Genomic DNA, 19188 nt, shown 5'->3' on the forward strand with positions numbered 1-19188 from the left:
GCGGCGGCCGCCTGCGGCCTGATTGTCACGCGCCGTTTACGACATTTGCTGGTACTCGACCGCCAGGCACGTTATTCTATCGCCGTTGAAAAATTATTCTATGGCTGTTGAAAATCGGGCCCGGCCCGCTGCGGAGAGGACTGCCGACATGGACTTTGCGTCGCTGCCTCCGGAGATCAACTCCGGGCTGATGTACTCCGGGCCCGGGGCGGGGCCGATGCTCGCGGCCGCGGCGGGTTGGGAAGCGTTGGCCGCGCAGCTGGAATCCACCGCGGCCGGCTACGCGACCGAGCTGGCGGGTCTGACCGGCCAGGCATGGTCCGGCCCGTCGTCGCTGCTGATGACGGCGGCGGCCACACCCTACGTGCAGTGGCTGTCCAGCGCCGCCTCGCAGGCCGCGCAGACCGGCGTGCAGGCCTACGCGGCGGGGGCCGCGTACGAGGCGGCGTTTGCGATGACCGTGCCGCCGCCGGTGATCGCGGCCAACCGGGCGCAATTGCTGGCGCTGATCGCGACCAACTTCTTCGGTCAGAACACCCCGGCGATCGCGGCCGCCGAGGCTCAATACCTGCAGATGTGGGTCCAAGACGCCAGCGCGATGTACGGCTATTCGGCGGCCTGCGAGATCGCCAGCAGGCTGACCCCGTTCGACGAGCCGCCGCGGACCACGAACCCGGCCAGGCAGGGCGCCCAGGCCCAGACGCTGGCGGCGGAGGCCACCGGCAACGCCACCCGGCAGCTGGCTTCGGCCAATGCCACGATGCACACCGCCACCGCCGCCACGCCCGTCGCGCCAGGCGAAACGGTCACCGCCCCACCGGGCAGCACCATCGCCATCGGCACCAACACGGGCATGTACCTCAACAGCGGCTCGATCACCATCACGGGCTCCGGCACCAACCTCATCAGCTTCGGATCCGTTATCGTCAACCCCGGCAGCACAATTCACACGCTGATCGACTGTTCCGAGGGTGGTGTTCTGGTCCCTGGCGGCGTCGACGTCACCGCCGGGTCCAGCCCGCTCGTCCTGACCCCGGGATCGTTCCAGGAGGTCCTGGTCACCCTCGTCAACGGCTCCGCCACACTCCCCGTCGTCGGGGCGGAACAGGTCGCGGTCCAGACCATCGGCAACACGGCCACCGCCATCGCCGGCCCCGCGGGCGCGTCCATCACCAACGTCTTCGGCACCGTCAGCATCGCCACGGTCACGCCGATACCCAGCCCGACCGGCGCATTGGGGACTCCGCTGGCCGCGCCGGGGCTCGCGGGTACCGCCGGGATTGAGCCCCAGCTCGACGTGGATGGGCTATTGGATTGGGCCCAAACGCTTTCCGGCGCCGGATGAGGGACATGCCGACAGACCCAAACGCGCGGCCCGCATGGCCGTTTCACCCGGCGTGCGGGGTCGGTGCCCCGTCCGCCGGGATGGGTGACGCGGATTCACTCGGTCCGCTGTCGGTGCCCGCGGCCTGGACGACGAACGCCCCGGAGGCGAGGGCGGCTCCGCGTGCTCTACCGGACGCCCGCGTCGACGCCGCCCGGCCCGGGCGTACGTTTCGGCCGGCGTTGATGGCGACGATCACCGGGCACCCATCACCTCGTCGGCCACGCCCAGCGCCAGCGCCATGATCGACACCTGCGGGTTGACCTCCGGGCAGCTCGGCAGGATCGAGGCGTCGGCCACCCACACGCCGTCCACGCCGCGCAACCGCCCCGCCTCGTCGACCGGGCACAACTGATCGTCGGCGCCCGCGGCGGCCGTGCCGGTCGGGTGGAAGGCGGCCAGGTGCAGGCTTCGGGGATCGCTGCGCCGCAACGCATCCCGCAGGGCGGGCAGCGACGTCACCGTCATCGCGCCGGGCAGACCGGTGAGCACCTCGGTCGCGCCGGCGGCGAACAACAGCCGGCCCATCGCCTCGATCGCCACCACGAGCTTGCCGACGTCGGTGGGGGCGATGTTGTAGCGCACCAGCGTCTCACCGCGCACCGTGGACACCGACCCGACACCGCGGTCGGCCACCATGGCGCCGAACGTGGCCACCCGGGGCGCGGCGTCCAGCCAGCCGAGCAGCTCGGCGCCGTAGCCGGGATACACCATCGAGCCCATTCCGGGCGGGGTGGACGTGGCCTCGATCAGCACGCCGTGCGACTCGTGCAGCTCGTGTACCGCGGCGCTTTGCAGCACCCCGTGCCAGGCGACGACGTCGTCCTCGAAGCGCCCCGCGAGCATCGTCGCGGGATGCAGCGCCAGGTTGCGGCCGAGTCGCGGGTGCGAGCCGAAAGCGCTGCGCCGCAACAATCCCGGCGTCTCGGTGGCGCCGGCCGCCACGATGACGGTGTCGGCCAGGACGTCCAGTGCCGTGCCGTCGGGCCGGCGGGCCCGCACGCCGCGGGCGCGCCCGCGCCGGTGCAGCACCCGCTCGACGCGGGCCTCGGAGATGATCCGCGCGCCCGCCGCGCACGCCTGCGGCAGCGCGTTGAGGTGCACGCCGAACTTGGCGTTGCGCGGGCACCCGATCGCGCACTGGCAGCACCCTTCGCAGCCCGGTGCGTTGCGCGGAATGGGCGCCGCCCGCCAGCCCAGCGTGGCGGCGGCGTCCAGCAGCAGCCGGCCGTTGCGGCCCATGATCTCCAGCGGCACCGGGGCGACCTGCAGCGTGCGCTCGACGTCGTCGAGGCGCTCGCCCAGCCGGTCGGGATCGGCCAGGGTGAGCCCGAAGTCGTCGCGCCAGCGCCGCTGCACCGCCGGCGGCGGGCGGTAGCAGGTGCCGGAATTCACCACCGTGGTGCCGCCGACCGCCCGGCCGATGGGCAGCACCACCGACGGGCGCCCCAGGGCGACGGTGGCGCCGGCCCCGCGGTACAGCCCGGCATAGCGATCGATCGGATGGGTGGTCCGGAATTCCCCGACGGTCCAGCGGCGTCCCTCCTCGAGGACGACGACGTCCAGTCCGGCCCGCGCCAGGGAGCGGGCCACCATCGCGCCGCCGGCGCCGGACCCCACGATCACCGCGTCGGCGGTGACGACGGAGCGGCTCTCGGCCGACGAGGCGATGTTCAACGCCGAATCTGGCCGTGCCGTCCCGTGCTGGCTCGCGTGCGAAAGAAGCTCGGGCGCATAGGTTTCCGCGCCGTTGGCCAGCAACGCGATCGCCTTCAATGCCTCGACGGCCGCGCCGGCGTCCGGACTGAGCGCGGCGACCCGGCGCAGCACCTGCTCGCGTCGGTCGGGGCCGAGCCGCGACATCGACCGGCCGGTGGTGACGTAGCTGGCCGCGGCCAGCGTGAGCAGCCCGGCACGCGCCGCCACCCGTGACGTCGTCGGCAGCTGCCGCAGGTAGCGCTCGACGCGCTGCGTCAGCTCGGAGGCCGCCGGGCCGCCGAGTTCCTCGGGCAGCAGCGCGGTGCCGAACGAGCCGACCAGGCTCATATCAGCCGCGCGAGGCGGCGGCCCAGCTTGATGAAGAACGGGTAGGTGGCGAAGATGGCGCCCGCCGCAGCGTGCAGGGGCCACTCCGCCTTGGCGGTGTCCACGCGGAAAATGCCGCTGTTCCACATGAAGTCGCGGCCGTTGCGGGCGCGGAAGGGGCGCCACAGCACCCCGAGGCCGGGCACGTTGTTGTAGAGCCCGAATGACCCGCCGAAGAAGACGCCCAGGGTGGCGGCCTCCGCAACGTCGCGCTGGTCGGCGGGCAGCCGCCGCTCAATGAGCACGCCGGAGGCGAACAGCAGTGGTGGGTCGAGCAGAAAGCTCATGTCGGGATCCTTTCGTTGACATCCGGCGCCGCATCGCCGCGCAGGCCCACCTCGGCGTGCCCGGTGCCCAGCACCGACCATTGCCGGTCGTCGATCTCGATGTGGACGTCGGCTTGTTCGGTGTTCGTGCACACCGCCCTGCCGCCGTCGGGGTCGGTGTATTCCAGGCTCACGCACTTCTCCGCCGGCTGGTCGATCCGGATGAGCACCCGCCGGCCGCCGATGCGTCCCTCCAGCTGCCAGTGCGCCACGCCGAGGGTGGTCCGCATCCGCAGTGACGGCAATGGACCTGCGGGCCAATCCCTTCCGTCGATGCGAAACCGGACGAACGCCAGCGGGGCCAGCCTGCGCAACCCCGGCTTGTGCGAGACGGCGCTGACCGCCTCCACCACATCGCCGTTGCCGAGGTCGGCGTGCACCCATCCCCAGCGCTTGGCGTTGCCGTGCCCGTAGATGTGGGCGACCCCGCCGCGCCACCCCTCGAGGCGCAAAGCGGTGTCGGCCACGGTGAGCGAGCCGGCGAAGTCGGCGGTGGGGGCGAGGACGACCTGGGCGCCCGGCAGCAGCTCGCGGTCCCAGGCCGCGCGGGGAAACGTCCACAGCGGTGCGCCCGTTTCGGCCCAGGACAGGTCCCAAGCGAGCGAGCCGGCGCGCCCGGTCAGCTGTTTGTCGCCCACCCGCGCGCCCGCGGCGTCGAACCACCAGGGGCCGGACGGGGGCTGGGCGGGCGCGGGACCGAACCGCTCGGTGCGGGGCGGGCCGTCGGCGGGGAACCAGGTGGCCCAGCCGTGCGCGTAGGCGTCGCCCCGGAGCGGGGCGACCGTCTCGCAGTGCACCCACAGCCCGGCGCGCGTCGCCGGATCCGAGAGGGTGGCGTACCAGACCTCCAGGCGGCCGGCCTTGCCGCGCCAGCGTGGGGCCGCCGCCAATCGCGTGTCTCCGTCCATTGCTCACCTTCCGTGGATGCGTCCACTATATTGGTTGAGCCAATGAACCAGTCAAGTCCGCTGCGCCCGCCCGACCGCCAGCGCGTCGATGAACAGATCGCCGCGTCGATCACCGACGCGATCCTCGACGGCGCGTTTCCGCCGGGTACGGCCCTGCCGCCCGAGCGGGACCTGGCCGAACAGCTCGGTGTCAACCGCACGTCGCTGCGCCAAGGCCTGGCCCGGCTGCAGGAGATGGGGCTGATCGAGACCCGGCACGGCAGCGGCAACGTGGTCGCCGACCCGCACGGGCTCACCCACCCCGCGGTCGTCGAGGCGTTGGTCCGCAAGCTGGGGCCGGAGTTCCTCGTGGAACTGTTCGAGATCCGGGCCGCCTTGGGGCCGTTGATCGGCCGGTCGGCCGCGCGACGGGGCGCGCCCGAGGATGCCGAGGCGCTGCGCGCCGCGCTGGCGGCGGTCCGCGACGCCGATAGCGTCCAGGCGCGCCAGGCGGCCGACCTCGCCTACTTTCGGACGCTCATCCAGCACAGCCGCAACCGTGCGCTGGTGTTGCTGTATCGCTGGGTCGAGGACGCTTTCGGCGGCCGGGAGCACGAACTGACCGCCGCCTACGACGACGCCGCGCCCGTGGTGGCCGGCCTCAGCGCGATCACCGAGGCCGTGCTGGCGGGCGACGAGGCGGGGGCCGCCGCGGCGGTCGAGGCGTACCTGCACGCCAGCGCGCAGCGAATGCTCTTGTCCTACAACAAGACTGGTGCTACTCGGCGAGCCGAGTCGCCGGATGCACCGCGATGAGCCCCAACTTGCCGCGGCGCTTGCACATCGCCGCCAGCTCCGCGTAGGCCTTGGCGCCGAGCAGCTCGGTGAGCTCGTCGGCCATGCTCTCCCACACCTGCTTGGCGCCGACGTGGGCGCCGGGGTCGCCGGTGCAGTACCAGTGCAGGTCGGCGCCGCCGGAACCCCAACCGCGGCGGTCGTATTCGGTGACCCAGGTCTTGAGTATCTCGGTCCCGTCGGGCCGGGTCACCCACTCCTGGCTGCGCCGGATCGGCAGCTGCCAGCAGACGTCGGGCTTCATGGTCAGCGGCGCGACGCCGAGCTTGAGGGCCTTACTGTGCAGGGCGCATCCGACGCCGCCGGGGAAGCCGGGCCGGTTCAGAAAGATGCAGGCGTCCTTGTGTTTGCGCGTGCGGTACTGCGGCTGCCCGTCGTGCTCGTCGAGCTCCAGATACCCCTTGCGGCCCAAGCCCTTTTCGCGGAATTGCCAGTCCTCGTCGGTCAGCTGCTGCACGGCGTCGTCGAGCCGGGCGCGGTCGTCGTCGTCGGACAGGAACGCCCCGTGCGAGCAGCAGCCGTCGTCCGGGCGGCCCGCCACCGTGCCGTGGCAGGCGGGCGTGCCGAACACGCAAGTCCACCGCGACAGCAGCCAGGTGAGGTCGGCCGCGATCAGGTGCTCGGGGTTGTCCGGGTCATAGAACTCCACCCACTCACGGGCGAAGTCCAGTTCGACCTCGTGTCCCGGCTCAGGGTAGGAATTCGCCACGGCGTCCACGTTAGTCGACAAAACCGGCTCTTCGGCCCGCTGACACTCGGGGCCCGACGGATCAAGATCGGCAACGTCCCCAGCGGGCCGCAACGCGCGGCCCACCCGTATCCGACTAGGTTGTTTCCCGTGCGATTGGGCGTGCTCGACGTGGGCAGCAACACGGTTCACCTCTTGGTGGTTGATGCGCACCGTGGCGGGCATCCCACGCCCATGAGTTCGACGAAGGCCACGCTGCGATTGGCCGAGTCGATCGACAGCTCGGGCAAGATCACCAAGCGCGGCGCCGAGAAGCTGATCTCCACGATCGACGAGTTCGCCAAGATCGCGGACAGCTCCGGGTGCGCCGAGCTGATGGCGTTCGCCACCTCGGCGCTGCGCGACGCGGTGAACTCCGACGACGTGCTCGCCCGCGTCCGCAAGGAAACCGGCGTCGAGCTGGAGGCGCTCAGCGGGGTCGACGAGTCGCGGCTGACCTTCCTGGCGGTGCGCCGGTGGTACGGCTGGAGCGCGGGGCGGATCATCAACCTCGACATCGGCGGCGGCTCGCTCGAGATGTCCAGCGGCGTCGACGAGGAGCCCGAGGTGGCGCTGTCTTTGCCGCTGGGCGCCGGCCGGCTGACCCGCGAATGGCTACCCGACGACCCGCCCGGGCGGCGCAGGGTCGGGATGCTGCGGGACTGGCTGGACGCCGAGCTCGCCGAGGCCAGCGAGCAGGTGCTCGACGCCGGCGCGCCCGACCTGGCGGTGGCGACGTCGAAGACGTTTCGCTCGCTCGCGCGGCTGACGGGCGCGGCGCCGTCGGCTGCAGGACCGCGGGTGAAGAGGACGCTCACAGCAAACGGCCTCAGGCAACTCATATCTTTCATCTCTAGGATGACGACCGCTGACCGGGCAGAACTGGAAGGGGTGAGCGCCGAGCGCGCGCCACAGATCGTGGCGGGTGCGCTGGTGGCGGAGGCGAGTATGCGAGCGCTGTCGATCGAATCGGTGGATATCTGCCCGTGGGCGTTACGGGAAGGTCTCATCTTGCGCAAACTCGACAGCGAAGCCGACGGAACGCCCCTCATGAAGCGATCCGTGCGCGATGCTGGAGGCCAGGCAGGTGATCGGGACGGCAACCGATCGAGAGGCGACAAAGCATGACCGGACCACACTCCGAGACCGAGAGCCCCGGCACTCGGCCGATCTCGGTGGCCGAACTTCTGGCCAGGAACGGAACCATCGGCGCCCCCGCGGTCACGCGGCGCAGGCGCAGGCGGCGCGGCGATAGCGACGCGGTCACCGTCGCCGAGCTGACCGGTGAGATCCCGATCATCCGTGACGACGACGAGGACCCGCGCACGGCCGAACGGCCGGCCGCCGAGGAAACCGAGGCCGAGCAGCAAACCGAAGACAAGCCCGCGGCCGCGTACTGGTCGCAGCCCGAGCCGCGTTGGCCCAAGTCGCCGTCTCAGCCCAAGAAGGCCTCCGGCCCCGAGCGCAGCGCGTACCCGCGCCCGCTGAGCCACGGCGAGGCGGGGGAGACCAACGGCATCGGGCAATCGGGCGCCGAGGACATGAATCCCGATCCGCTGGACCACTACACCGATCTGCCGGTGGACGTGATGGATTCGGAGGTCCGCGACGCCGAGCCCGCGCTGGAGGATTCCGCCTATGTGCGCTCCTACCTGCAGACCGAGGCCGACGAGGACGACGAGGACGCGGAGGACCCGTTCGCCGCCGGTTTGTTGCCGCACGAGGAGCGCGACGAGGACCACCCCGACGGCGCGACCGAGGGGGTGGCCACGGCGACCGACGCCCACGCGGGCCCGGGCAGGTTCGAGGCGTTGTGGCGCGGCAGCCTGGTCGTCTTCCAGTCGATCCTGGCCGTGGCCTTCGGCGCCGGCCTGTTCGTCGCCTTCGACGAGCTGTGGCGCTGGAACAGCATCGTGGCGCTGGTGCTCTCGGTGCTGGTGATCCTCGGCCTGGTCGTCGGCGTCCGGGTGGTGCGCAAGACCGAGGACATCGCGAGCACATTGATCGCGGTCGCGGTGGGGGCGCTGATCACCCTGGGCCCGTTGGCGCTGTCGTTGCAGTCGGGCTAGGCGGACCGGGGACCACACAGACCGTTGCGCCCAGCTATCAAAGTCGGACTCTCAACGGCTTCGGTGTACCCATTGCGGGCCGAGGCCGCGTTCGAGTACGCCGCGCGGCTCGGGTACGACGGCGTCGAGCTGATGGTGTGGGCCGAGTCGGTCAGCCAGGACATCGACGCCATCGAAAAGCTGTCCCGGCGCTATCGCGTCCCGGTGCTGTCCGTGCACGCGCCCTGCCTGCTGATCTCGCAGCGGGTGTGGGGCGCCAACCCGATCCCCAAGCTGGACCGCAGCGTGCGGGCCGCCGAACAACTCGGCGCGCAGACCGTCGTCGTGCATCCGCCGTTTCGCTGGCAGCGGCGCTACGCCGAGGGGTTCAGCGACCAGGTCGCCGAGCTGGAAGCCTCGAGTGACGTGCTGATCGCGGTGGAGAACATGTTCCCGTTCCGGGCGGACCGGTTCTTCGGCTCGGGCCAATCGCTGGAGCGGATGCGCAGGCGGGGCGGCGGCCCCGGCCCGGCGATCTCGGCGTTCGCACCCTCCTACGACCCGCTGGACGGCAACCACGCCCACTACACGCTGGACTTGTCCCACACCGCGACCGCGGGCAGCGACTCGCTGGACATGGCGCAGCGGATGGGCGGCGGATTGGTGCACCTGCACCTGTGCGACGGCAGCGGCCTGCCCGCCGACGAGCACCTGGTGCCCGGGCGCGGCACCCAGCCCACCGCCGAGGTGTGCCAGATGCTGGCCGGCAGCCACTTCGCCGGCCACGTCATCCTGGAAGTTTCCACGTCCAGCGCGCGTTCAGCCAATGAGCGCGAGAGCATGCTCGCCGAATCGCTGCAGTTCGCCCGCACGCACCTGCTGCGCTGACAGACCCAGGAGACCATGAACGCGTTATTCACCACCGCGATGGCATTGCGGGAGGTCGGCCCCGGCGTCTTCGAGGGCGAGCTCGACAAGCACTGGACCATCGGTCCCAAGGTGCACGGCGGCGCCATGCTGGCGCTCTGCGCCAATGCCGCCCGCACCGCCTGCGGTGGGCCGTCGAGCGAGTTCGAACCGGTTCAGCAGCCGGTCGCGGTGTCGGCGAGCTTCCTGTGGGCCCCGGATCCGGGGCCGATGCACCTGGTGACGTCGATCCGCAAGCGCGGCCGCCGCATCAGCGTCGTCGACGTCGAGCTCACCCAGGGTGATCGGACCGCCGTGCACGCCGTAGTCAACCTCGGCGAGCCCGAACACTTTCCGCCCGACGGTGACGCCAAGCCCCTGCTGTCGGCCAACCCGGTGGTGGACCTGATGGCGCCCGAGCCGCCCGACGACATCGCCCCGATCGGGCCGGGCCACCCGCTGGCCGGCCTGGTGCACCTCGGCGAGGGCTGCGACGTCCGACCGGTGCTGTCGACGCTGGGTCCGACGGCCGACGGGGGCCCGCCGGTGATCCAGATGTGGGCGCGCCCCCGCGACGTCGCCCCGGACGCCCTGTTCGCGCTGATGTGCGGGGATCTGTCGGCGCCGGTGACCTTCGCCGTGGAACGCACCGGCTGGGCGCCCACCGTCCAACTGACCGCCTTCCTGCGCGGGCTGCCCGCCGACGGGTGGCTGCGAATCATCGCGACCTGCACGGAGATCGGGCACGACTGGTTCGACGAGGACCACACCGTCGTCGACAGCCTGGGCCGCCTCGTGGTGCAAGCCCGTCAACTGGCGCTGGTCCCTGCCGCTGGTTAGACGCCGGTGTCTGCGATGCTGTCGGGCATGGCAAGAATCGCGATCATCGGTGGCGGCAGCATCGGGGAGGCACTGCTGTCGGGTCTGCTGCGCGCGGGCCGGCAGGTCAAAGACCTGGTGGTGGCCGAACGCGTGCCCGAGCGCGCCCAGTACCTGGCCGACACCTATTCGGTGTTGATCACCTCGGTGGCCGACGCGGCGGAGAACGCGTCCTTCGTGGTGGTCGCGGTGAAGCCCACCGACGTGGAGCCGGTGCTGGCGGAGCTGTCCCGGGCCGCGGCGGCGTCCGAGAGCGACACCGCCGAGCAGGTGTTCGTCACCGTCGCGGCGGGCATCGGCATCTCGTATTTCGAATCGAAGCTGCCCGCCGGGACACCGGTGGTCCGGGCGATGCCCAACGCGGCGGCGCTCGTCGGCGCGGGGGTGACCGCGCTGGCCACGGGCCGGTTCGTCACCGCCCCGCAACTCGAGGGGGTATCGGCCCTGTTCGACTCCGTCGGTGGCGTGCTGACCGTGCCCGAGGCCCAGATGGACGCCGTGACCGCGCTGTCGGGGTCAGGCCCGGCCTACTTCTTCTTGATGGTCGAGGCGCTGATCGACGCTGGGGTGGCCGCCGGGCTGAGCCGGGAGGTGGCCACCGACCTGACGGCGCAGACGATGGCCGGATCCGCGGCCATGCTGCTGGAACGGATGGACGCCGACGGGCGGCCGGGGGAGGGCGAGACCCCGGGGCTGCGCGTGGACGCCACGGCGACGCAGCTGCGGGCGACCATCACCTCACCCGGCGGCACGACCGCCGCGGGGCTGCGGGAACTGGAACGGGGCGGCCTGCGGACGGCCGTCGACGCGGCCGTTCAGGCCGCCAAAACGCGCTCTGAGCAGCTAAGAATTACATCGGAGTAATCCAAGAAATTTGAACTGATTGTCCCCCACCAGTACCAGTAACCCCATTAGTCCCGCTATTCTCCTCTTTGTATGCACGTGTGGGTGCCAGCGGAGGGGAAGCCGCTGGCATTGCGGGTGCCTGACACGATTGGGTTGCGATGACGTCTACGAACGGGCCATCGGCGCGCGATTCTGCTGGTAAGCGGGACACCGGTTCCGGCGAGGGCCAGCAGGGCAGGACACAATTCTTGACCGTCGCCGAAGTGGCCGCGTTGATGCGGGTCTCCAAGATGACGGTGTACCGGCTGGTGCACAACGGCGAGCTGCCCGCGGTCCGGGTCGGGCGGTCTTTCCGGGTGCACGCCAAGGCGGTGCACGACATGCTGGAGACGTCTTACTTCGACGCGGGCTGACCCGAAACCGCACTTCGCTCTTCGCTCGGTGGTCGCCGACGCCGTTTGGTGTTCGGTGCGTCCCGCCGGGTAAAGTGTCCGGGTCAATCCTGCAAACAGGTCACGGGTCAGATAGCGGAGTTCATGGGTTCAGTAATCAAGAAGCGGCGCAAGCGCATGTCGAAGAAGAAGCACCGCAAGTTGTTGCGCCGCACTCGGGTGCAGCGCAGAAAACTCGGCAAGTAGGCCCGCCCGCGGCATCCGCTGCGGTCTCTCCGGAGTCGATAGGCTGTTTGGGTGGGTCAGTCGAGTGGGGATGGCGCCGGAACCGGCGACACCGCGAGCAACACGGTGCACTACCCCAAGGTGGTGCTGGTCACCGGTGCGTGCCGGTTCCTGGGCGGCTACCTGACGGCGCGGCTCGCGCAGAACCCGATGATCAACGCGGTCATCGCCGTGGACGCGATCGCGCCCAGCAAGGACATGCTCCGCCGGATGGGGCGCGCGGAGTTCGTCCGCGCCGACATCCGTAACCCGTTCATCGCCAAAGTGATTCGCAACGGCGAGGTGGACACCGTGGTGCACGCGGCCGCGGCGTCGTACGCCCCGCGGTCCGGGGGCACCGCGGCGTTGAAGGAAATCAACGTGATGGGTGCGATGCAGCTGTTCGCCGCCTGTCAGAAGGCGCCCTCGGTGCGGCGCGTGGTGCTCAAGTCGACGTCTGAGGTGTATGGGTCCAGCGCGCACGATCCGGTGATGTTCACCGAGGACAGCACGAGCCGCCGGCCCTTGCGCGGCGGTTTCGCGAAGGACAGCCTGGACATCGAGGCCTATGCCCGCGGACTGGGCCGCCGTCGGCCCGATATCGCGGTGACGATCCTGCGGCTGGCCAACATGATCGGACCCGCTATGGACACCACGCTGTCGCGGTACCTGGCCGGGCCGTTGGTGCCGACGATGTTCGGCCGCGACGCGCGGCTGCAGTTGCTCCACGAGCAGGATGCGCTGGGCGCGCTGGATCGCGCGGCGATGGCCGGCAAGGCCGGCACGTTCAACATCGGCGCCGACGGCATCATCATGCTGTCGCAAGCGATCCGCCGGGCCGGCCGGATTCCGTTGCCAGTGCCCGGTTTTGGCGTGTGGGCGCTCGATTCGTTGAGACGGGCTAACCGTTACAACGAGATCAGCCGCGATCAGTTCGCCTACCTGAGTTACGGCCGCGTCATGGACACCACCCGGATGCGGACGGAGCTGGGCTATCAGCCGAAATGGACGACCGCCGAGGCCTTCGACGACTACGTTCGCGGCCGCGGCATGACTCCCATTATCGATCCGCATCGGGTACGCTCCTTGGAAGGTCGCGCCATATCCCTAGCTCAGCGCTGGGGCAGCCGAAATCCAATTCCGTGGGGTGGGGTCAGGTAGGAATCGTGGCGGGTGAAAGCAGAGCGAATGTTATTCCGCTGCATACGAATCGGGGTCGGGTAGCAGCACGCCGGAGAGCCGATCAGCGCGCGGAGTCCGCCCGCCAGCATCCCTCCTTGCTCTCGGATCCGAATGGTCGGGCGTCGGCCGAGCAGATCGCCGCCGTCGTTCGCGAGATCGATGAGCATCGGCGTGCGGCCGGCGCCGGCTCGTCGGAGGTGCCGCTCAACGACCTCGCCCAGCGCGTGGCCGCAGTGGCCGGGTTCATGCGCCAGCGGCTCACCGGCGACTACACCGTCGACGAGTTCGGTTTCGATCCGCACTTCAACAGCGCGATCGTGCGGCCTCTGCTGAGGTTCTTCTTCCGGTCGTGGTTCCGGGTGGAGGTCAGCGGTGTCGAAAACCTGCCCAGCGAGGGCGCCGCACTGGTGGTGGCCAATCACGCCGGGGTCTTGCCGTTCGACGGGTTGATGCTGTCGGTCGCCGTCCACGACGAGCACCCCGCGCAGCGCGACCTGCGGCTGCTCGCCGCCGACATGGTGTTCGACCTGCCCGTCGTGGGTGAAGCCGCCCGCAAGGCCGGCCACACCATGGCCTGCACCACGGACGCGCACCGGCTGCTCGCCGCCGGCGAACTGACCGCCGTGTTCCCCGAGGGCTACAAGGGGTTGGGTAAGCGCTTCGAGGACCGTTACCGGTTGCAGCGGTTCGGCCGCGGCGGATTCGTCACCGCGGCGCTGCGCACCAAGGCGCCGATCATCCCGTGCTCGATCATCGGCTCGGAAGAGATCTACCCGATGCTGACCGACGTGAAGCTGCTGGCGCGGCTCTTCGGGCTGCCCTACTTCCCGATCACGCCGCTGTTCCCGCTGGCCGGGCCGGCGGGCCTGGTGCCGCTGCCGTCGAAGTGGCGCATCGCGTTCGGCGAGCCGATCTACACCAACGACTACGCCGCGTCCGACGCCGAGGACCCGATGGTCACCTTCGAGTTGACCGATCAGGTGCGCGAGACCATCCAGCAGACGCTGTACCGGTTGCTCGCCGGCCGTCGCAACATCTTCTTCGGCTGACGCTTTTCGTTTACCGGCCCCGCCCGGTTCGCTATCCGGCTTGGTGCCGACGCGAAAACGCCCCGGAGCCAATGGCTTCCGGGGCGTTTTTCGGGCGAATTACTTGACCATCGTGAACTGGCAGACGTTGGTGTAGCCGTCGCGGAACAGGTCCGAGCAGCCGCGCAAGTACTTCAGGTAGATGTCGTAGGTCTCCTGCCCCTTCAGCGCGATCGCCTCTTCCTTGTGCGCCTCGAGCGCGTCGCCCCAGGCGGTCAGCGTCGGGACGTAGTTCTTGCCGATGAAGTGGTGGCGCTCGATCTTGAAACCGGCGTCGGTCGCGTACTTGTCGACCAGGTCGACCTGAGGCAGCTTCCCGCCCGGGTAGATCTCCTTGAGGATGAAGCTGATGAACCGCAGCAGGGTCATGTTCACCTGCAAGCCCATCTTCTTGCCCTCTTCGGCGGACGGCACCACGATCGAGTGCAGCAGCATGCGGCCGTCGTCGGGCAGCAGGTCGTAGTACTTCTTGAAGAAGGTGGCGTACCGCTCGTACCCGGCGTCACCGGCGCCGTCGGCGAAGTGCTCGAACGCACCCAGCGACACGATGCGGTCGATCGGTACGTCGCCAGGGAATTCCTCCCAGCCCTGGATCCGCACCTCTTTGCGGCGGGGGCTGTCCATCTTGTCGAACTCGGCCACGCAGTGGGCGTACTGGTTTTCGCTGAGCGTCAGGCCGATGACGTTGACGTCGTACTCGGCCACCGCGTGCCGCATCGTCGAACCCCACCCGGAGCCGATGTCGAGCAGTGTCATGCCTGGCTCGAGGTTGAGCTTGTCCAGCGCGAGCTTGCGCTTGGCGTACTGCGCCTCTTCCAGCGTCTTGGTCAGGTTCTGGGGGTCCGGATTCTCGTCGAAATAGCCGCAGCTGTAGGTCATCGACGGGTCGAGCCAGAGCTTGAAGAACTCGTTCGATTTGTCGTAGTGCGACCGGACCTTCTCGACCGGCGGCTTCAGTTGCGTGCTACCGCTTTCCCCCTGTGACGTCATTGATTCGAACCTACTTTCCCGCTGATATGGACTTTCCCGCTGATATGGACGCGACTGCCGCGACGGTTGCTTCGTGGTCGGCATCGTTGTTTGCGGCTTCCCCCAGCATCGTGACTGTACTGGTGATGACCGGTTTGCCCTCGGCGTCCGTGACCTCGCTACGGATCTCGGTGATCACGGCGCCATGGGACTCAATGACCGAGTCTAGATAGGTGTCGAAGTAAAGCCTATCCCCTGCGACGATCGGCCGGTGGAACTTGAATTTCTGGTCGCGGTGCATGACCCGCGCGATGTTGATCGGAATGCTGAACTTGGTGAAGATCTCCAGCTGCACGCGCCGGCCCGCGATGGCGAGGAACGTGGGCGGGGCCACCAGCGCGTCGTATCCGGCCGCGGCGGCGTCGGCCTCGTTGAAGTGCGTCGGATGGTCGTTGTTGATGGCGAGGGCGAACTCCCGGATCTTCTCGCGGCCGACGAGGAAGTAATCCGGCGCCCGGTAATGGCTGCCGATGAGCCCTTCGGCTCCCTTGGGGATTGTCATAGCGCTGTCGCTCTCCGCTCGAATAGGTCTCAGCGGCGCAGCCTATCAGCGCGATTGCCGCCGGGAAGCCACCGCGGCCAGTGCACCACCGGCCGCACCGAGCGCCAACGCCGACGGGACCCCGATCCGGGCGGCCTTGCGGGCGGTGCGAAAGTCCCGGATCTCCCAACCGCGTTCGCGGGCCAGTGTGCGCAGGCGTGCGTCCGGGTTGATCGCGACGGCGGTGCCCACCAACGAGAGCATGGGCACGTCGTTGAAGCTGTCGGAGTAGGCCGTGCAGCGTTTGAGGTTCAGGCCCTCCCGGATCGCCAGCGACCGCACGGCGTGCGCCTTTCCGGTCCCGTGCAGGATGTCGCCGACGAGCCGGCCGGTGAACACCCCGTCGACGGACTCCGCGACGGTGCCCAGGGCGCCGGTCAGGCCGAGCCGCCGCGCGATGGTCGCCGCGAGTTCGTAAGGGGTGGCGGTGATCAGCCACACCTGCTGGCCCGCGTCGAGGTGCATCTGCGTCAGCTCGCGGGTGCCCGGCCAGATCTTGTCCGCGATGATCTCGTCGTAGATCTCCTCGCCCAGCGTCACCAGCTGTTCGACAGAGCGGCCCTCGATGAAGGCGAGCGCTTTGCGACGGCCGGCGGCGACGTCGTTGCTGTTCTCCTTGCCGAGGACCTGGAATTTGGCCTGGGCATAGATGAAACCGAGCACATCGCGATAGGTGAAGTAGTTGCGCGCGGCCAGGCCGCGGCCGAAGTGCACCGCCGAGGAGCCCTGCACCAGGGTGTTGTCGACGTCGAAGAAGGCGGCCGCGGTCAGGTCGATCGGCGGCTGGGGCCGGTCCTCGTCGGTGGCGGCCTTTTCGGCTTGCAGGTCCTCCAGCGCACGGGCCGCGCTGGCGTCGGCGGCCAGCGACTCCAGGTCAGCGCGACTGACGTCTCCGTTGACGGGGTCAGAGGAAGTCATCGCCAAACCTCCTAGATCGCTGTGTTGCCTGGCGACCCAGTGGGTCCCGGTATCCAACCCTATCCGGCGGTTGTGCCGCGGGGCGTCGGCTATGCCGCGCTGTCGAGTGTGAAGCTAGCCGCACACTCGGCGCCGAGCGTGAAGCTAGCTGCACACTCGACAATGTCCGCTCGCATCTGTGGTGTAGGCGGAGTCGACTTCCTGAGAGCTTTGCTCGCGTTGATCGTCGAGTGTTGGCGTGGCCTCCGCCAACAGCATTGCCATGGTGCCGCCGCCCGCGGCGGTCTCGGTGGCCATGAAGCTCGTGCCCGCGCTGCAGGCCAGCGCCGCCGTCAACGCCGAAATCACCGATCCCATGGACTCGCCGGTGGCCAGCACCGTGGCACCGGCGCGGTCTAGCGCAGTCGCGTCACACGCCAGCGGCGCCATCTGGTCACGACCACATGCCGAGATTCGTCGACATCGCCCCGGTGTAGTTGCCGTGCGCGGTCGCGGCAACCTTCTTCAACTGCGCCAGCGCCTCGCGCATCATCGCCTCGCCGCGCACCCAGTGCTGATGCGCCTCGGCGTGCGCGGCCGCAGCCTCACCCGTCCACGTGGTGTGCAAACGCGTTACGCGGGAATCGATTTCGGTGATCATGTCCTCGGCGTAGCGCTGAAAATCGGCCATCCGCTGCACCGAGTCGGCCAACGCCTGCGGATCCACCCGAAACGCCTCAGCCACCGCGCACCGCTCGCTCCGCCGCGGCGGACCCGGCCTCGTTGGCCTGATAGCCCTCGCCGGCCTCACCCACGAGGCGCGCCAACATCGACAGCCCCAGCTGAACCTCGCGAGCGCCCCGATGCCAGAGTTCCCACGCGGAGGAATACGCCGTCCCGGACGCGCCTTGCCAGCCGCCCAGCATCTGCCCCACCTGATCGTCCAGCTGAGCGAGGCGGCTCGAAAGGTGCTCTGCCGCGCCGGCGGTGGAAACGGCGTGACTCTGCATCACCGCCGGGTCAACTCGCAGGGCCATGACCGGAAAGTAACGCCGGCCAGATGTCCCCACAAGTCACCGGTGCCAGACTGATGGCCATGACCGACGCCCCCCGACGGCCGCAGGTGGAACTGCTGACTCGCGACGGCTGCACCCTCTGCGTGCGGGTGCACGACCGGCTCGAGGAACTGGCGTCCGAGCTGGGCTTCGACCTGTCGACGACCGACGTCGACGCCGCCGCGGCCGCCGGCAACCCGGCGCTGCGGGCCGAATTCGGTGACCGGCTGCCCGTGATCCTGCTCGACGGCCGCGAGCACAGCTACTGGGACCTCGACGAGCCGCGGCTGCGCGCGGATCTGGGGAGATGAGGACCACCGGGCAATTATTTGGTAGCCCACCTGATAAACGATTACCTTGGAAACCAGTTCAGTTACTGGAGGAAGCAAGGGAGCTGGCCAGGTGATGCTGCCGTGAGCGTCTTGCTCTTCGGGGTTTCGCACCGCAGTGCGCCGGTCTCCGTCCTGGAACAACTCAGCATCGACGAATCCGATCAGGGCAAGATCGTCGACCGAGTGTTGCAGTCGCCGCTGGTGACCGAGGCGATGGTGCTGTCGACATGCAACCGGGTCGAGGTCTATGCAGTGGTGGACGCGTTCCACGGCGGGTTGGCGGCCATTGGGCAGGTGCTGTCGGATCACTCCGGAATGTCGATGGGGGACCTGACCAAATACGCGTACGTCCGGTACAGCGAGGCCGCCGTCGAGCACCTGTTCGCGGTGGCCAGCGGGCTGGACTCCGCCGTGGTGGGTGAGCAGCAGGTGCTCGGCCAGGTGCGCCGCGCGTATGCCACCGCGGAAGGCAATCGGACCGTCGGGCGGGTGCTGCACGAGCTGGCCCAACGGGCGCTGTCGGTGGGCAAGCGGGTGCATTCCGAGACCGCGATCGATGCGGCCGGCGCCTCGGTGGTGTCGGTCGCCCTCGACATGGCCGAGCGCCGGCTGGGCGGCCTGGAGGGCAAGACCGCCGCGCTGGTCGGCGCCGGCGCGATGGGCGCCCTGGCCGCGGCCCACCTGACCCGCTCCGGTGTCCGGCGGGTGCACGTCCTGAATCGGTCGTTGTCCCGGGGGCAGCGGCTGGCCCGCAAGATCCGCGAATCCGGTGTGCAGGCCGACGCGATGGCCCTCGACCGGCTGGCCGACGCGGTCGCCGACGCCGACGTCGTGGTCAGCTGCACCGGCGCGGTGAGCCCGGTGATCACGCTGGCCGACGTGCACCACGCGCTGGCCGCCGCCCGCCGCGACGAGTCGACGCGTCCGCTGGTGATCTGCGACCTGGGCATGCCGCGCGACGTGGATCCGGCGGTCGCCGGCCTGCCCGGTGTGTGGGTCGTCGACGTGGACCGCGTGCAGCACGAGCCGTCGGCGCACGCCGCCGCGTCCGACGTGCACGCCGCGCGCCACATCGTGGCCGCCGAAGTGGCCGCCTACCTGGCCGGCCAGCGGATGGCCGAGGTCACCCCGACGGTGACCGCGCTGCGCCAGCGCGCCGCCGACGTGGTGGAGGCGGAGCTGCTGCGCCTGGACAACCGGCTGCCCGGCCTTCAGAGCGCCCACCGCGAGGAGGTGGCGCGCACCGTGCGGCGGGTGGTGGACAAGCTGCTGCACGCGCCGACCGTGCGGATCAAACAACTCGCCAGCGCCCCCGGCGGCGATAGCTACGCCGAAGCGCTGCGCGAACTCTTCGAACTCGACCAGACCGCCGTCGACGCCGTCGCTGCGGGCGAATTGCCCGTCATAGCAACGGGATTCGACGCCGGAACGCAAGAACCCACCGCCGAGTAGCCGATTGGCGAAT

At 69.6% G+C, this 19188-nt stretch carries 23 protein-coding genes and 1 pseudogene; 14 read left to right on the plus strand and 10 right to left on the minus strand.

Annotation, left to right across the window (positions count from 1 at the left end; all coding sequences use genetic code 11):
- The first annotated feature begins 148 nt into the window (after positions 1–148).
- Both A5704_RS29610 and A5704_RS29745 read left to right on the plus strand, forming a co-directional pair.
- Entirely contained in the window at positions 149–1345 is a 1197-nt protein-coding gene (locus A5704_RS29610; protein WP_067889002.1) for a PPE family protein, read from the plus strand.
- Positions 1346–1425: 80 nt separating this feature from the next.
- A complete protein-coding gene (locus tag A5704_RS29745) occupies positions 1426–1629 on the plus strand; it encodes a hypothetical protein (RefSeq protein WP_368664926.1) in 204 nt (67 codons plus the stop codon).
- Here the strand turns inward: A5704_RS29745 and A5704_RS11045 are convergent.
- Genes A5704_RS11045 through A5704_RS11055 form a run of 3 tightly spaced genes read right to left on the minus strand, consistent with a single transcriptional unit; the run spans position 1580 to position 4703 of the window.
- Complete coding sequence (locus tag A5704_RS11045) at positions 1580–3430, minus strand: GMC family oxidoreductase (RefSeq protein WP_067781609.1); 1851 nt, start codon at positions 3428–3430, stop codon at positions 1580–1582. The genes A5704_RS29745 and A5704_RS11045 overlap by 50 nt on opposite strands.
- Positions 3427–3756: a hypothetical protein gene (locus A5704_RS11050; RefSeq protein WP_067757671.1), complete on the minus strand. Its 330-nt coding sequence runs from the start codon at positions 3754–3756 to the stop codon at positions 3427–3429. The genes A5704_RS11045 and A5704_RS11050 overlap by 4 nt, the downstream gene beginning before the upstream one ends.
- On the minus strand, positions 3753–4703 hold the full coding sequence (locus A5704_RS11055) for a hypothetical protein (protein WP_067757674.1): 951 nt from the start codon (positions 4701–4703) through the stop codon (positions 3753–3755). The genes A5704_RS11050 and A5704_RS11055 overlap by 4 nt, the downstream gene beginning before the upstream one ends.
- A 42-nt stretch (positions 4704–4745) precedes the next feature.
- On the opposite strand from A5704_RS11055, the gene A5704_RS11060 reads away from it, so the two are divergent.
- Entirely contained in the window at positions 4746–5498 is a 753-nt protein-coding gene (locus A5704_RS11060; protein ID WP_067889005.1) for a FadR/GntR family transcriptional regulator, read from the plus strand.
- Here the strand turns inward: A5704_RS11060 and A5704_RS11065 are convergent.
- The gene (locus A5704_RS11065) at positions 5461–6255 is read right to left on the minus strand and encodes a hypothetical protein (protein WP_067757682.1); all 795 of its coding nucleotides are present in this window, start codon (positions 6253–6255) and stop codon (positions 5461–5463) included. The two genes, A5704_RS11060 and A5704_RS11065, sit on opposite strands and share 38 nt — an antisense overlap.
- Before the next feature lie 120 nt (positions 6256–6375).
- On the opposite strand from A5704_RS11065, the gene A5704_RS11070 reads away from it, so the two are divergent.
- From A5704_RS11070 to A5704_RS11105, 9 genes are all read left to right on the plus strand, one after another.
- On the plus strand, positions 6376–7392 hold the full coding sequence (locus tag A5704_RS11070) for a Ppx/GppA phosphatase family protein (protein WP_067306251.1): 1017 nt from the start codon (positions 6376–6378) through the stop codon (positions 7390–7392).
- On the plus strand, positions 7389–8333 hold the full coding sequence (locus A5704_RS11075) for a hypothetical protein (protein WP_067889008.1): 945 nt from the start codon (positions 7389–7391) through the stop codon (positions 8331–8333). Before A5704_RS11070 ends, A5704_RS11075 begins: the two co-directional genes overlap by 4 nt.
- A gap of 24 nt (positions 8334–8357) precedes the next feature.
- Positions 8358–9200, plus strand: coding sequence for a sugar phosphate isomerase/epimerase (locus A5704_RS11080; protein WP_067757688.1), 843 nt, complete (start codon positions 8358–8360; stop codon positions 9198–9200).
- Between the two features lie 15 nt (positions 9201–9215).
- The gene (locus A5704_RS11085) at positions 9216–10058 is read left to right on the plus strand and encodes a thioesterase family protein (RefSeq protein WP_067757691.1); all 843 of its coding nucleotides are present in this window, start codon (positions 9216–9218) and stop codon (positions 10056–10058) included.
- A gap of 27 nt (positions 10059–10085) precedes the next feature.
- Positions 10086–10961, plus strand: coding sequence for a pyrroline-5-carboxylate reductase (gene proC, locus A5704_RS11090; protein ID WP_197499035.1), 876 nt, complete (start codon positions 10086–10088; stop codon positions 10959–10961).
- Positions 10962–11101: 140 nt separating this feature from the next.
- Positions 11102–11356, plus strand: coding sequence for a cell division/environmental response transcriptional regulator (locus A5704_RS11095; RefSeq protein ID WP_046185670.1), 255 nt, complete (start codon positions 11102–11104; stop codon positions 11354–11356).
- A gap of 123 nt (positions 11357–11479) precedes the next feature.
- The gene (locus tag A5704_RS27615) at positions 11480–11581 is read left to right on the plus strand and encodes a 30S ribosomal protein bS22 (protein WP_003402602.1); all 102 of its coding nucleotides are present in this window, start codon (positions 11480–11482) and stop codon (positions 11579–11581) included.
- Positions 11582–11632: 51 nt separating this feature from the next.
- Positions 11633–12760 (plus strand): SDR family oxidoreductase, encoded by a 1128-nt coding sequence (locus A5704_RS11100; protein ID WP_067889011.1) that lies wholly within the window; start codon positions 11633–11635, stop codon positions 12758–12760.
- The gene (locus A5704_RS11105; RefSeq protein ID WP_197499036.1) at positions 12742–13830 is read left to right on the plus strand and encodes a lysophospholipid acyltransferase family protein; all 1089 of its coding nucleotides are present in this window, start codon (positions 12742–12744) and stop codon (positions 13828–13830) included. Before A5704_RS11100 ends, A5704_RS11105 begins: the two co-directional genes overlap by 19 nt.
- A 99-nt stretch (positions 13831–13929) precedes the next feature.
- Here the strand turns inward: A5704_RS11105 and A5704_RS11110 are convergent, their stop codons facing one another.
- From A5704_RS11110 to A5704_RS11135, 6 genes are all read right to left on the minus strand, one after another.
- Positions 13930–14859 carry a cyclopropane mycolic acid synthase family methyltransferase gene (locus tag A5704_RS11110; RefSeq protein WP_067757703.1) on the minus strand — a complete coding sequence of 310 codons (930 nt, stop codon included), beginning with the start codon at positions 14857–14859 and terminating at the stop codon, positions 13930–13932.
- Between the two features lie 10 nt (positions 14860–14869).
- The gene (locus A5704_RS11115; protein WP_067757706.1) at positions 14870–15400 is read right to left on the minus strand and encodes a MaoC family dehydratase N-terminal domain-containing protein; all 531 of its coding nucleotides are present in this window, start codon (positions 15398–15400) and stop codon (positions 14870–14872) included.
- 45 nt (positions 15401–15445) lie between these two features.
- Positions 15446–16357 carry an HAD family phosphatase gene (locus tag A5704_RS11120; protein WP_067889014.1) on the minus strand — a complete coding sequence of 304 codons (912 nt, stop codon included), beginning with the start codon at positions 16355–16357 and terminating at the stop codon, positions 15446–15448.
- Positions 16358–16501: 144 nt separating this feature from the next.
- A complete protein-coding gene (locus A5704_RS29615; protein WP_067757712.1) occupies positions 16502–16786 on the minus strand; it encodes a hypothetical protein in 285 nt (94 codons plus the stop codon).
- Between the two features lie 4 nt (positions 16787–16790).
- Positions 16791–17081, minus strand: coding sequence for a WXG100 family type VII secretion target (locus tag A5704_RS11130; RefSeq protein WP_067757715.1), 291 nt, complete (start codon positions 17079–17081; stop codon positions 16791–16793).
- Positions 17074–17373 carry a WXG100 family type VII secretion target gene (locus tag A5704_RS11135; RefSeq protein ID WP_067889017.1) on the minus strand — a complete coding sequence of 100 codons (300 nt, stop codon included), beginning with the start codon at positions 17371–17373 and terminating at the stop codon, positions 17074–17076. The genes A5704_RS11130 and A5704_RS11135 overlap by 8 nt, the downstream gene beginning before the upstream one ends.
- A gap of 59 nt (positions 17374–17432) precedes the next feature.
- Here A5704_RS11135 and A5704_RS11140 point away from each other — a divergent pair.
- Positions 17433–17797: pseudogene (locus tag A5704_RS11140) on the plus strand (glutaredoxin family protein).
- 7 nt (positions 17798–17804) lie between these two features.
- Complete coding sequence (locus A5704_RS11145; protein WP_067889020.1) at positions 17805–19175, plus strand: glutamyl-tRNA reductase; 1371 nt, start codon at positions 17805–17807, stop codon at positions 19173–19175.
- Positions 19176–19188: the final 13 nt, after the last annotated feature.

It is taken from the genome of Mycobacterium sp. E735 (genome assembly GCF_001666955.1).
Classification (GTDB): Bacteria; Actinomycetota; Actinomycetes; order Mycobacteriales; family Mycobacteriaceae; genus Mycobacterium.